Source organism: Lentzea sp. NPDC005914 (assembly GCF_040629405.1).
Taxonomy (GTDB): domain Bacteria; phylum Actinomycetota; class Actinomycetes; order Mycobacteriales; family Pseudonocardiaceae; genus Lentzea.
In genome coordinates this window covers 56588-68891 of sequence record NZ_JBEXVQ010000051.1, presented here as the reverse complement: position 1 = coordinate 68891, position 12304 = coordinate 56588, and the positions used below count along the sequence as shown (strand labels likewise).

General features: G+C 67.4%; 12 protein-coding genes and 1 pseudogene. 5 read left to right on the top strand and 8 right to left on the bottom strand.

Annotated features, from left to right (window positions below; all coding sequences use genetic code 11):
• Positions 1–91: 91 nt before the first annotated feature.
• Complete coding sequence (locus ABZ345_RS43340; RefSeq protein WP_359860908.1) at positions 92–946, bottom strand: peptidylprolyl isomerase; 855 nt, start codon at positions 944–946, stop codon at positions 92–94.
• Between the two features lie 114 nt (positions 947–1060).
• Between ABZ345_RS43340 and ABZ345_RS43335 the strand changes: the two genes are divergently transcribed.
• The 3 genes and pseudogenes from ABZ345_RS43335 to ABZ345_RS43325 all read left to right on the top strand — a co-directional run bounded on the left by ABZ345_RS43335 (position 1061) and on the right by ABZ345_RS43325 (position 3734).
• Positions 1061–1756 (top strand): MBL fold metallo-hydrolase, encoded by a 696-nt coding sequence (locus tag ABZ345_RS43335; RefSeq protein WP_359860907.1) that lies wholly within the window; start codon positions 1061–1063, stop codon positions 1754–1756.
• A pseudogene (gene hisS, locus ABZ345_RS43330) lies at positions 1753–3006 on the top strand (histidine--tRNA ligase); the annotation flags it as partial. The gene ABZ345_RS43335 and the pseudogene hisS, both read left to right, overlap by 4 nt.
• Positions 3007–3089: 83 nt before the next feature.
• Complete coding sequence (locus ABZ345_RS43325; protein ID WP_359860905.1) at positions 3090–3734, top strand: hypothetical protein; 645 nt, start codon at positions 3090–3092, stop codon at positions 3732–3734.
• Here ABZ345_RS43325 and ABZ345_RS43320 read toward each other — a convergent pair.
• Positions 3731–4567 carry a fused MFS/spermidine synthase gene (locus ABZ345_RS43320; protein ID WP_359860904.1) on the bottom strand — a complete coding sequence of 279 codons (837 nt, stop codon included), beginning with the start codon at positions 4565–4567 and terminating at the stop codon, positions 3731–3733. The genes ABZ345_RS43325 and ABZ345_RS43320 overlap by 4 nt on opposite strands.
• 45 nt (positions 4568–4612) lie before the next feature.
• Here ABZ345_RS43320 and ABZ345_RS43315 point away from each other — a divergent pair, with 45 nt between their 5' ends.
• Positions 4613–4966: a DUF1304 domain-containing protein gene (locus ABZ345_RS43315; RefSeq protein ID WP_359860902.1), complete on the top strand. Its 354-nt coding sequence runs from the start codon at positions 4613–4615 to the stop codon at positions 4964–4966.
• Here ABZ345_RS43315 and ABZ345_RS43310 read toward each other — a convergent pair.
• The 3 genes from ABZ345_RS43310 to pnuC are packed head-to-tail and all read right to left on the bottom strand — an operon-like array spanning position 4887 to position 7877.
• Positions 4887–6221 carry a YibE/F family protein gene (locus ABZ345_RS43310; RefSeq protein ID WP_359860900.1) on the bottom strand — a complete coding sequence of 445 codons (1335 nt, stop codon included), beginning with the start codon at positions 6219–6221 and terminating at the stop codon, positions 4887–4889. The two genes, ABZ345_RS43315 and ABZ345_RS43310, sit on opposite strands and share 80 nt — an antisense overlap.
• A 37-nt stretch (positions 6222–6258) precedes the next feature.
• The gene (locus ABZ345_RS43305) at positions 6259–7320 is read right to left on the bottom strand and encodes an AAA family ATPase (RefSeq protein ID WP_359860898.1); all 1062 of its coding nucleotides are present in this window, start codon (positions 7318–7320) and stop codon (positions 6259–6261) included.
• A complete protein-coding gene (gene pnuC / locus ABZ345_RS43300) occupies positions 7317–7877 on the bottom strand; it encodes a nicotinamide riboside transporter PnuC (protein WP_359860896.1) in 561 nt (186 codons plus the stop codon). The genes ABZ345_RS43305 and pnuC overlap by 4 nt, the downstream gene beginning before the upstream one ends.
• Before the next feature lie 26 nt (positions 7878–7903).
• On the opposite strand from pnuC, the gene ABZ345_RS43295 reads away from it, so the two are divergent.
• Positions 7904–9898: an intein-containing Rv2578c family radical SAM protein gene (locus ABZ345_RS43295; protein ID WP_359860894.1), complete on the top strand. Its 1995-nt coding sequence runs from the start codon at positions 7904–7906 to the stop codon at positions 9896–9898.
• Positions 9899–9943: 45 nt separating this feature from the next.
• Here ABZ345_RS43295 and ABZ345_RS43290 read toward each other — a convergent pair whose 3' ends face one another.
• From ABZ345_RS43290 to ABZ345_RS43280, 3 genes are all read right to left on the bottom strand, one after another.
• Positions 9944–11023, bottom strand: coding sequence for a right-handed parallel beta-helix repeat-containing protein (locus ABZ345_RS43290; protein ID WP_359860892.1), 1080 nt, complete (start codon positions 11021–11023; stop codon positions 9944–9946).
• Between the two features lie 61 nt (positions 11024–11084).
• Positions 11085–11429 (bottom strand): nuclear transport factor 2 family protein, encoded by a 345-nt coding sequence (locus tag ABZ345_RS43285; protein ID WP_359860891.1) that lies wholly within the window; start codon positions 11427–11429, stop codon positions 11085–11087.
• A 25-nt stretch (positions 11430–11454) separates the two neighbouring features.
• A complete protein-coding gene (locus tag ABZ345_RS43280) occupies positions 11455–12192 on the bottom strand; it encodes a putative protein N(5)-glutamine methyltransferase (protein WP_359860889.1) in 738 nt (245 codons plus the stop codon).
• Positions 12193–12304 lie beyond the last annotated feature (112 nt).

Here is a 12304-nt window from a genome sequence, read left to right as displayed (position 1 = left end):
ATCGCAGCCCACGCACGATCCGTCAACTCACCACGACCAACCACCGCAGAGAAATACCAGACGCCCTGATCAGCTGCTTACAGGACAGGCTCTAGTTGGCCACCAGCGCCGACTTGATGTCGACCGGCGTCTTCGGCTTGCCGTCACCCTGGCCGGGCGACTGCGAGATCGTGCCGGTCTTCGCGACCTCGTCGACCTTCTTCAGCGACTCCTCGTCGACCGTGCCGAAGATCGTGTACTTCGGCTGCAGGTTCGAGCCGTCGCCGTAGACGATGAAGAACTGCGAGCCGTTCGTGTCCGGGCCCGAGTTCGCCATGGCGAGCACGCCGCGGCCGTAGGTGAGCTCCGGGTAGACCTCGTCCTTGAACGAGTAGCCGGGGCCGCCCATGCCGTTGCCGCCGGGGTCGCCGCACTGCAGGACCTGGATACCGGTCACCACGAGGCGGTGGCACGTCGTGTTGTCGAAGTACTTCTGCTTCGCCAGGTTCACGAAGTTGTTGACCGTGCACGGCGCGAGCGAGCGGTCGAGGTTGAACTTCAGGTCACCGATGGAGGTGCCGAGCGTGACCCCGACGGTGCCGGTGGCGGGCTGCTCGCCGTTCGCGGGCGGCGTGTTCTCCTTGGCCGCCGGCTCCTGGCCCTTCGTGTATTCACAGTTCACCTTTTCCGGGAGCGCCTGAGGGCGCTTCGGGATCTGGTGCATCGCCGTGGGGATGTTCTCGGCTTTGTCCACCGACTCCTTCTGCGGAGTCTCCGACGCGGCCGCGTCACCGTTGCCGAAGTCGTGAGTCGCGAGGAACCACACACCACCTCCGACGAGCGCAACAACGACGACCGTCGAGACGACGGCGATGATGCGACGCTTCTTGGCCCGCTCATGGCGGTAGACCATCTGACGCTCAAGCTTGCGCTTGGCTGCCGCGCGTCGCTGCTCGTTGGTGGGCACGTGCTCCCTCCCCAGGGACTCATGCGAATAGGGCGGTCGGCTCGGGAGTCTAGGGCCTGGGCATATGAGCTTTGTGTGGTGGTTAGGCTGTCGTTAGCAGAGGAGGTCATTTTCGTGCTCGTGATCGGGTTCCCGACTGGTGCGCTCCAGGCGAACTGCTTCGTCCTGGCGACCGGTGAGGGCGAGCCCTGCGTGATCATCGATCCCGGTCAGGACGCGGTCGAGCCGATCGAGCAGGCCCTGCGCAAGCACCGTCTCGCGCCTGTCGCCGTGCTGCTCACGCACGGGCACTTCGACCACACCTTCTCCGTCACCCCGGTCTGCGACGGCAACGACATCCCCGCCTACATCCACCCGGACGACGTCGAGATGCTCGCCGACCCGTTGAAGGGCATCAGCCGCGAGTCGGCCGCGTTCTTCGGCGGGAACCTGGAGATGCGCGAGCCGTCCGAGGTCCGCTCGTTGAACGACGGGGTCGAGCTGGACCTCGCCGGGCTGAAGATCGCCGTCGACCACACGCCGGGCCATACCGGCGGGTCGGTGATGTTCCGCTCCGGCGCGCAGGAAGGGGGTCGCCTGGTGATCTCGGGTGACACGCTCTTCGCCGGTTCCATCGGACGCACCGACCTGCCTGGCGGTGACCACTCGCGCATGCTGTCGTCTCTGCAGAACAAGGTCCTGACCTTGCCCGACGACACGGTGGTGCTGCCCGGCCACGGCCCGACGACGACCATAGGCCGCGAGCGTGCGACGAACCCTTACCTGCTTCAGCTGCAGGACGCTCCGGCCGCCCCGCACCGAGGACTTTGAGAGACGTGTTTTCCGCACCCAAAGGCGTTCCTGACTACATCCCGCCGACGTCCGCCGCTTTCGTGCACGTTCGGTCGACGCTGACCCGTGCCGCCGAGCTCGCGGGCTACGGCTACGTCGAGCTGCCGGTCTTCGAGGACACGGCGCTGTTCGCGCGCGGTGTCGGCGAGTCCACCGACGTCGTGTCGAAGGAGATGTACACCTTCCTCGACCGCGGCGACCGGTCCATCACGCTGCGCCCCGAGGGCACCGCCGGTGTGATGCGGGCCGTGATCGAGCACAGCCTCGACCGCGGCTCGTTGCCCGTGAAGCTCTACTACGCGGGCCAGTTCTTCCGCGCCGAGGCCCCGCAGGCCGGCCGGTACCGGCAGTTCCACCAGGTGGGCATCGAGGCGATCGGCGTGGACGACCCCGCGCTCGACGCCGAGGTCATCGCCGTCGGTGACGCCGGGTTCCGCGCTCTGGGCCTGACCGGGTACCGGCTGGAAATCACCTCGCTGGGTGACTCGTCGTGCCGTCCGGCGTATCGGGCGTTGCTGCAGGAGTTCCTGTCCCGGCTGCCGCTCGACGAGGCGACCCGTCAGCGCGCCGAGCTGAACCCGTTGCGCGTGCTCGACGACAAGCGGCCCGACGTGCGTGCTCTCGTCGCCGAGGCGCCGCTGATGGTGGACCACCTGTGCGACGCGTGCCGTGAGCACTACGAGCTCGTCAAGGGGTACTTGACCGAGCTGGGCGTGAAGTTCGTCGAGAATCCGCGCATGGTCCGCGGCCTCGACTACTACACGAAGACGACGTTCGAGTTCGTCCACGACGGGCTGGGCGCGCAGTCGGGCATCGGCGGCGGTGGCCGCTACGACGGCCTGATGGCGCAGCTCGGTGGCCAGGAGCTGTCCGGCGTGGGCTTCGGCCTCGGTGTCGACCGCGCTCTTCTGGCTGCTCAGGCCGAGGGCGTGCTGCCGGAGTTCAGCCGCGTCGACGTGATCGGCGTGCCGCTGGGCGAGGCCGCGCGGGCCCGCCTCGTGGCGATTGCGGGCGAGTTGCGCGCCGCCGGGGTGCGGACGGACCTCGTCTACGGCGGCAAGTCGATGAAGGCGGGCTTCAAGGCTGCGGACAAGTCCGGGGCGAAGTTCGCGCTGGTGCTCGGGGAGCGCGACCTGGAGGCCGGGCAGATCGGCATCAAGACGCTGGCCACGGGCGACCAGGTGACGGTGCCGCTGGCCGACGTCGTCGCGGCGGTGGGGAAGACGATGGTGTCGGCCAGGGACGCTGCCGAGACGCTGGCGGCGATCGCGGCGCCAGTCGCGGGAGTCGCCGAGGCGGTGCGAGAGACCCCGTGAGCTCCGACGACAAGAGCACGGGCGACAGGCTGGTTCTCGACCTGCTCGACAAGGCGACGGTCCGCAAGCGCGCCCGGATGGTCGCGATCGGCGGCGTCATGGTCGCCCTCGCGTTCGGCGCGATCGTGGGCCTGATCGGCGGGCGGTGGCCGGGTGTCATCGCCGCGCTGATCGTCGCCGTGCCGGTGGTGCTGCTGGCGATGTCCGAGGCCCGTCGCACCATGTGGCTGGAGGGCACGCGCGTCAGCGTGCGCGCCTTCGGGACCCGGACCGTCGACCTGGCCACCGCCGATGCCCTGGACCTGCTGGTCACGGACCTGCGCGGCGCCCGGACCGTCGGCCTGTTCGTGCGCGGCGGCAAGAAGGCGATCAACATCGCGTTGTCGATGTACGCGGGCACCGGTGGCCGTGAGCTGGGCATTTACCAGCTGCGCCGGCTCGCGGACTCGCTGGCGGCCCGGGGTGACACGCCCGGGCTGGTGTTCTCGGAGCTGCTCGTGGCTCAGCTGCGGGCCGAGGCGCGCGGGCTGGCCGCGGCCGAGCGGCCGTTGTACCGGCTGGGGTCGCTGGCGCCGGCCGGGCGGATGGCGCAGAAGCTCCATCCGGAGGCCGTCTCGAAGTTCGTGACCTCGCTCGACTAGGTGCCCCAGAGGCCGGACGGTGGCGCTGGTGACAGCGTCGCCGTCTCGTCGGTCGTGACCGGCGCACCGCCGATGAACTTCGTCAGCCCCGTGCCGTGTTCGACGCGTCCGGGGAACGGGTCTCCGGCCGTGGCGCGCATCAGTTGCTGCATCGGCAACCCGGTGTGCGACGCCAAGATCACGAAGTTGCCGAACCGGCGGCCGCGGAACACGCCGGGCTCGGCCAGCACGCAGACGTGTTCGAACACCGCGCGCACGGTCGCGCACTGGGCGCGTGCGAACTGCAGTCCGTTGCCGTCGCCGATGTTCGCCGCGTAGACGCCGTCCTCGACCAGCGCCGCCGACGCCTGCCGCACGAACTCGACCGACGTCAGGTGAGCGGGTGTCCGTGCGCCCGCGAAGCAGTCCGTGACGATCAGGTCGAAGGTCGCGGGGCGCGCTTTGACGAGCACCGCCCGCGCGTCGCCAGTGGTGATCTTCACACCGCGGGGCGGCGGGAGCTCGCGGCGGACGAAGGCGATGAGGCCGGCGTCGATCTCGGCCACCTGCTGAGACGCTCGAGGGACTGTCGCGGACACGTAACGCGCTAGCGTGAGCGCGCCACCACCCAGGTGCAGCACGCGGGAAGGCGCCACCAGGTCGATCAGGTGACCCAGGCGGCGGACGTACTCGAACTCGAGATACGTCGGGTCGTCCAGGTCCACATGAGACTGTGGGGTTCCGTTGACGCGCAACGTCCACGAGTTCCGGCCACCCAGGTCGGGCACCAGTTCGGCCGTGCCGGAGTCGATCGACTCGGTGATCGCCTCGGTGTCGGGCCGCTGTCTTCCCACTGCTCTATTGTCTCATCGGTCGTGTTGCTCCAGAGGAGGACCTAAGTGCAGGTAATCGCGAACATCCTGATCGCCCTGGTGGCGTTGATCCACATCTACATCGTGGTGCTGGAGATGTTCCTCTGGACGACACCGCGCGGCCAGAAGGCGTTCGGTCTCACGCCGGAGTTCGCCCAGGAGTCCAAGGCGCTCGCCGCGAACCAGGGCCTCTACAACGGCTTCCTCGCCGCCGGTCTGATCTACGCGCTGATCCGGCAGGACTTCGGCGCGTCGGTGCTGTTCACGGTGTTCGTGATCGTCGCAGGCATCTACGGCACGTTCACGGCGAGCCGGAAGATCTTCTTCGTGCAGGTGGTGCCGGGCGTGCTGGCGCTGCTCTTCGTGCTCCTGGCTCACTAGGGCGCTCCCACGGCCCCTTGTCGGGGTCGTAGCCGATGAAGAGGTCGCCCTCGATGCGCGCGGGCCGCGGTTTCGGCTGTGGTTTCGCGCGCTTCACGGTCTTGGTCCTGGGTTCGGGCTCTGGCTCTGGCTCGGGTTCGGGCGCCGCCACCGGGGCGACCTCCTGGCGTACCGCGACGAGTGCGGCCAGGGCCGTCGTCACCGGAATCGCCGCCACCAGGCCGATGCTGCCGACCAGCGTCCGGACGATCTCCTGCGCGATCTGCTGCGCGGTCAGGATCTCGCCCAGCGACCGCCCGGCCAGCGAGATCGCCAGCAGCAACGGCAGCGCCGCGCCCGCGTAGGCCATGACGAGCGTGTTGACCACGGACGACATGTGGTCGCGCCCGATCCGCGACCCGGCCGCGAACAGCTCGCGCCACGTCAGCTTGTCGTTGGCGCGACGCAGCTCCCACACGGCACTTGTCTGCGTGACGGTCACGTCGTCGAGCACGCCCAGCGCGCCGATGAGCGTGCCGGCCAGCAGCAGCCCGCGCGTGTCGATGTCGGTGCCGAGCACGGTGACGAGGTTGATCGTGTCCTCGTCGAGCCCGGTCAGCGACGAGACCGCCGAGAACAGGGCGCCCAGCACGCCGATCAGCGCGAGGCTGACCAGCGTTCCGAGCACGGCGGTCGAGGTTCTCGCCGATATGCCGTGCGTCAGGTAGAGCACCACGAACATGATCAGCCCGGCGCCGACCACCGCCACGAGCAGCGGGTTCTCGCCGGCCAGGATCGACGGCATCACGAACAGCACGAGCACCGCGAAGCTCAGCAGCAACGCGCCGAGCGCCGCGAGCCCCTGCCAGCGTCCGAGCAGGAGCACGGCCGCCGCGAAGAGCACGGCCAGGATCACCAGTGACCAGCCGCGCTGGAAGTCCACGATCTGGTACGACTCGGCGGCCTGGGGCTGGCTGCCCGAATAGGACAGAACGACCTCGTCGCCGAGCTGGAAGTGCGGCGCGCCAGGGCCGTGCGGGCTCGGGATCGTGATGCTCTGCCCGTTCGCGTCGCCGTCGGTCATGCGCACGGTCACCGCGATGCACTTCTCGCCACAGTTTTCCTGCACGCCCGTGACGACCGCGCTGACCGGTTTCTGGTGCAGCCCGATCGCCGCGCCGGTCTTCTGCTCGTGCCCGAACGGGTAGAGCAGCGCCGCGCCGACGATCGTGGCGAGCGCCAACGGCACCAGCAGCCACATCAGCAACGTGCGCACGCGCTGCGACGCAGGTTCTTCGTCCTTCAGCGCGTGGCTATGCCCGTGACCGTGACCCACGCGCAACATCCTGCCTCATGAGGTGTTCGACGGCCGTTACGGCCGCCGCGAACCTGTCCTCCGTCAGCTTCAGCCACGGCACACCGCGCTTCGTGAGCTCGCGTTCGAACAGGCCCGTCATCCACTCGCGCAGGTGTTCGCCGTCACGCCAGCCGTCCTGTTCGAACGGAACGCCCACGTGGTCGGTCAGCAGGTAGAGGTCCGGCTCGGTGCCTTGGCAGATGTCCGGGCGGAAACCGAGGTAGCGCTCGCCCCAGACCGTCGCGGCGAACGCGTCGTTGTCCGAAATGACCAGTGGAGCGGTTTCGGTGTGAATGCGACGTTCTTGTTCGTGGGCAACGTCCTCGAAGTCGCCGAGCGTCCACACGAGACTGTCCACGGTGGCTTCCGGATCGAACGCTCGTGCTGACTCCAGCTTGAGCTCGGTGTGCTCGCGGCCGTACTCGGGGATCCCGGGCGCTCCGAAGTGGTCGGCGAGCTGTCTGGACAGTGTTGTCGTGCCGGTGCTCTCGGCGCCGACCACCACGACCTTCCAGCCGAGTCCGCGCTGGGTGGCGGGCGCGAGGTGGTGCCAGTTCGCGATGGGATCGGTGCGCATCGCCGTCCCCGAGACCGGGTGCGTGAGCCGGTCCAGGTCGACGAGAACGTGCTGCGCGCCGAGTCGCCGCGCCAGTTCGTCGCCGTACTTCTCGCTGGAGAACACGACGTCCACGGGTGCTTTGCCCGGTTCGCCATCCGCGATGGCGCGCCGGGCGAGGACGGCACGGGTCAGCTCGACGTGCAGGTTCCAGACCTCGTCGGAGTCGAAGTCCATCGGGTGGTCGTCGAGGTCGCCGATGATCCGCACGCCCGGAGTGTCCTGGTGGGTCTCGGTCAGCCAGCGCACCCGGTGTTCGAGCGGGATCAGTTCGGTGGACGCGGCGAGCACGGTGACCGTCGTGCGTTCGCTGCGTGACGCCGCCGTCTCGATCAGGTGGTGATGGCCGTTGTGCGGTGGGTAGAACTTGCCGAGCACCAGTGCGTGGCCGAACTCCTTCATACGCGCACCACGTCCTTCGTCCACGACCGCAGCCCAATCACACAGAGCACCATGAACCCCACGTACAACACCGCTGTCAGATAAAGGTCCTTGTAGGCGTAGAGCGGCACGTAGATCACGTCCGCGGCGATCCACAGCCACCAGGACTCGACCTTCTTGCGCGCCTGCCCCCATGTCGCGAGCAGCGAAAGGACGGTCGTGACGGCGTCCCAGAACGGCACCGTGGACTCGGTGAACGACACCAGGATCCAGTGCAGCAAAACGGTTCCGAGCACGCCCGCGACCGCGAGCCAGATCCACTGGCGGGGCGTCGTCCGGGTCACCGAGAGGGCGCTGTGCTGGTCGCCACCGCGCAGCCACGCCCACCAGCCGTAGAGCGCCAGTGCGATGTAGACGACCTGCAGGCCCGAGTCCGCGTACAGGCCGCTGGTCCAGAACAGCACGAGGAACGCGACGTTGTTGGCGATGCCGATGGGCCAGTTCCAGTGGTTCTGGCGGGCGACGAGCCACACGCAGAGTGCGCCGGTGATGAAGCCTGCAACCTCAATGGGTGACACGTGCTCTCCTTGACCGCTGTTCGAACATGTGTTCGAATCTAGGTGTGCGATGGGACGGACAGAAACTCGAGGCAGAGCCGCAGCAGGCACTACCTGGGCTACCGGGACTGGTGCGCAGCGTACGAACTCCTGAGTTCGCGGACGTGGTGTTCCACGAGGTCCGCGCCAAATCCGTGCTCAACGGAGTACCGGGGTCGTCGTTGCCCTTCTCGTGGACCGTGAACCCGTATCGGGGCTGCTCACACGCCTGCACCTACTGCCTGGCCGGCGACACTCCGATCCTCATGGGCGACGGGCGCACCAAACCGTTGTCGTCGCTGGAGGTGGGCGACGAGATCTACGGCACCGAGCTCGTCGGCAACTACCGGCGCTACAAGCTCACCACCGTCCTCGCGCACTGGGAGACGCGCAAGGTCGCGTACCGGCTGACGCTCGAGGACGGCACGTCGGTGGTCGCGTCCGGCGATCATCGCTTCCTCACCGACCGCGGCTGGAAGCACGTGACCGGCGAGACCGCCGGCACGGGCCGCCGTCCGCACCTCACGACCGGCAACAAGCTGATGGGCACGGGGGCTTTCGTCGAGCAGCCCGTCGTGACCGACGACTACCGCCGCGGCTACCTGCGCGGCATGGTGGACGACGAGCAGGACTTCCGCATCCCCCTGGCCGACATAGAGGCCATGGAGCGCACACAGGAGTATCTCGACTACTTCGGTGTGCGAGAAGGGAGGAGATTTCTGCACCAAGTGCGCGAGCTCGCGCACTGGCAGATAGCCCCGAACCCCGACTGGCTCAAGGGATTCCTGGCCGGCGCGTTCGACTACCTCGGGACCTGCTCGCGCAGCATCCTGCGGATGTCGACGCGCAACGCGGTCGTGCTCGAAGCGATCTGCCTGGCTTTGAAGCACTTCCACTTCGACTTCGCGATCGAGGAGCTGCGGCGCCGTCGTGGCGTCCGGGTCGTGCGACTGCGTGGCGGGTTGCGGGAGAACCTGCGTTTCTTCCACACCGTCGACCCGGCGATCACCCGCAAGCGCGACATCGACGGCGTGGCGATCAAGTCGCAGCAGCCGCTGGGCGTGGTGTCCGTGGAGCCGCTTGACGAGATGCCGTTGTACGACATCACGACCGGCACCGGTGACTTCATCGCGAACGGCGTGGTCTCGCACAACTGCTTCGCCCGGAAAACCCACACATATCTGGATCTGGACTCCGGGCACGACTTCGACACCCAGTTGATCGTCAAGGTCAACGCGGGGGAGGTGCTGTCGCGTCAGCTGCGTTCCGCCAAGTGGAAGCAGGAGCACGTCGCGCTGGGCACCAACACCGACCCGTACCAGCGGGCGGAGGGGCGGTACGCCTTGATGCCAGGGATCATCGAAGCGCTGACCGCCTCCCGCACCCCCTTCTCGATCCTGACGAAGGGGACCGTGCTGGCCCGTGATCTGCCGCTCTTGGCTGCCGCGGCTGAGGTCGTGCCGGTCGGGATCGGGATCTCGCTGGCGTTGATGGACCGCGACCTGCACAAGTCGCTGGAACCCGGCACTCCGACGCCCGCCGCCCGGCTGGAGCTGGTGCGGAAGGTGCGGGAAGCCGGGTTGCCGTGCGGGGTGTTCATCGCTCCTGTGCTGCCCGAGCTGACGGATTCCGTTGAGCAGCTCGACTTCCTGCTGGAGCAGATCGCGGCTGCCGGAGCGACCGGGGTGACCGTGCTGCCGTTGCACCTGCGGCCTGGGGCGCGGGAGTGGTTCGCGGCCTGGCTTCGCCGGGAGCACCCCGATCTCGTCGAGACGTACCGGTATCTGTACGGGAACGGGTCCTATGTGGACAAGCGGTACCGCGCTCGGTTGACGGCGCGGGTGGTTCCGCTGATCGAGAAGCACGGGCTGGCGCCGCGTGGCCGGTCCACCGACGCCGTCACCGGTGTTCCTGGTGACGACGACGGTGTGTGGCCCGATGGCAGCCTTCCGGTGGGTGTGCCTGCTCCTCGCGTTGATCAGGAACAGCTCACCCTGCTCTGAAGTTCCGCGGTCGGCACCCTCTTCCCCAGGGTGTCCTTCCTGCTTTCACCGCTCGTGGGCGCCGATGTCGTGCGCCTTGCCGCGAGGTCGTGGGTTGCCCTCGATGTCGAACGCCGGTGCGTCCTCCGCCGACCCCGCGTCGATCGTCCGAGGCCCGGGTTCGCCGACGAAGTTGTGGTCCGCCTTGAACGCTTCGTGGCCCGTCTGACGCTCGAAGATGTTGTTTCGCAGGATGTTCGCTCCGGCGTACTCGTCGCCGTCGAAGCTGATGCTGCCCTTCTTGTTGCCGTAGAACGTGTTGTTGATGATCTGCACGTTGCTGACGGTTCCGCTCGACTGCACCCAGATGCTCAGTCCGGCCTGCGCGTTGCCGTACGAGATGTTGTTGTACACCTTGACGTTGTCGAGCAGGCGGGTGTCCGACCAGTCCTCGACGGCGAGGGCGATGCCGGACTTGGTCTCGTTCTTCGTGCCGCTGGAGATGTTGTTGTAGACCTCGACGTGCGTGGCCGAGTCGACGTAGATGTTGGGGCCGCGGTTGTTGCGCACGATGTTGTCGTGGATCTTCACGCGGGCGTTCTCGGTGTACTTGACGTCGATGCCCTCTTCGCCGTTGTCGTGGACGTGGCAGTTCTTCACGTCCACATCGCGCGAGCCGTCGGCAATGGTCATCGCCTCGTGGTCGGCCTTGGTGCCCCTGGCGTTCGTCCCTTTGATCTCGCAGCCGTCGATCAGGACGTTCGAGGTGTTGAGCAGCACCAGGCCGCCGTCCTGGGAGCCGCTGACGCCGAAGTTCCTGAAGGTGAGGTTGCTGCGGCCGTCGGCGTACGCGCCGAACCTGTCAGAACCCTGGAAGGTCAGGTTCTCGAACGTGAGATCGTTGGCGTTGATGGTGAGTTTCGGCTTGATGGTGACGTTTCCGTTGCCGCGGAACGTGATGCCGCCGCGCTTGACCGTCAGGCCGTTCCCGTAGGTGCCTGGTGCGATCTCGACGGTGTCGCCGGGGCGTGCCGCGTCGGCCGCTGCCTGAGGTGTCGCGTACTGGGCGCCTGGCCCGACCGTCAGCGTTCTGCCCTGAGGTGCCGGCAGGGTGGCGGCGATGAGGGCGAGGGTCACTGCGAACACGGGTTCCTCCCTGGGTGTCGGCCCGCATCGTGTGGCCGGCACCCAGGGACTGGTCCCGGTTCTAGCCCCAGCCGCCCTGGACCATCGTCTGGAACTTCCACTCGCCGTTGACCTTGGTGAGCAGGTCGCCGTAGCGCACGGTCATCCCGTTGATCGTTCCGTCGGTGATGACGAACACCAGGTTGTCGTTGATGAAGTGCGGCGTCCTGGTGGACTCCATCTTCACGTCACCGCCGAGCTGAGCCCCCATCTCGGTGAGGAACCGCTCCCGGTCCCACGACGTCGCCGAGCCGTCGGTGACCGTGTTGATCGGGAACAGCGCCATGTCGGCCATCTTCTCGACGTCGCCGCTTGTTGCCAGCTCGTCCCAGCGCGTGAACCACTGCATGACCTCGTCGTACGACATACCGTACATCGTACGGAGTTGGCGGCTACTTCGCCAGGCGCCCTAGTACGGCGGTGGCGTCTTCGCTGGTCACGAGCTTGGCGTCGAGTCCGGCCGCGGTGAAGGCCTTGAGTGCTTCTGGTGCCTGGCGCTCGCTCGTCTCGCTCATCAGGTGGCCACCGGGCCGCAGCCAGCTCGTGGCCTGGTCCGCGACTCTTCTGAGCACGTCCAGGCCGTCCGGGCCGCCGTTGAGCGCCACTCGTGCCTCGAAGTCGCGCGCTTCGGGTGGCATGAACCGGATGTCGTCGGTGGGCACGTACGGCACGTTCGCGACCACTACGTCGATGTGTCCTCTTATGTGTGTGGGCAGGGCGTCGAACAGATCGCCCTCGAACACGTTCGTGAGGTTCTTGCGCGCACACGCCACGGCCACGGGGTCGATGTCGGCGGCGTAGACGGTGGCGTCGGGGAGCCTGTGCTGGAGGACCGCGCCGATCGCTCCCGAGCCGCAGCACAGGTCGACCGCTAGTTCCGGGTTCAGGTCGGTGGCGAGGTCTACCAGCAGTTCGGTGCGGTGGCGCGGCACGAACACGCCTTTGGTGACCGTGATCCGCTGCCCGCAGAACTCGGCCCAGCCGACGACGTGCTCGAGCGGCAGCCCGTCGACTCGTTGGACGACCATCTCTTCCAGGTGCTCGGGCGAGGTGGCTGCTTCGTGGAGGAGTGCGGCTTCGTCTTCGGCGAACACGCAGCCGGCGGCCCTGAGTCGATCAACTGTGCTCATCGCCTGCGGACACTAGCGCATCCCGGTGAAAGCGCACCCGAATACAAAAGCCCTGTTGCCGAACGCGATATTTCCGATGCACTATCAAGTGCGGAACAATTTTTGACAATGC

What these genes read in the sequence shown, in the direction of transcription:
- ABZ345_RS43305 (WP_359860898.1), bottom strand. Translation starts at nt 7,320, where the DNA reads ATGAAGGAGTTCGGCCACGCACTGGTGCTCGGCAAGTTCTACCCACCG.
- ABZ345_RS43285 (WP_359860891.1), bottom strand. Translation starts at nt 11,429, where the DNA reads ATGTCGTACGACGAGGTCATGCAGTGGTTCACGCGCTGGGACGAGCTG.
- ABZ345_RS43295 (WP_359860894.1), top strand. Translation starts at nt 7,904, where the DNA reads ATGTGTTCGAATCTAGGTGTGCGATGGGACGGACAGAAACTCGAGGCA.
- ABZ345_RS43280 (WP_359860889.1), bottom strand. Translation starts at nt 12,192, where the DNA reads ATGAGCACAGTTGATCGACTCAGGGCCGCCGGCTGCGTGTTCGCCGAA.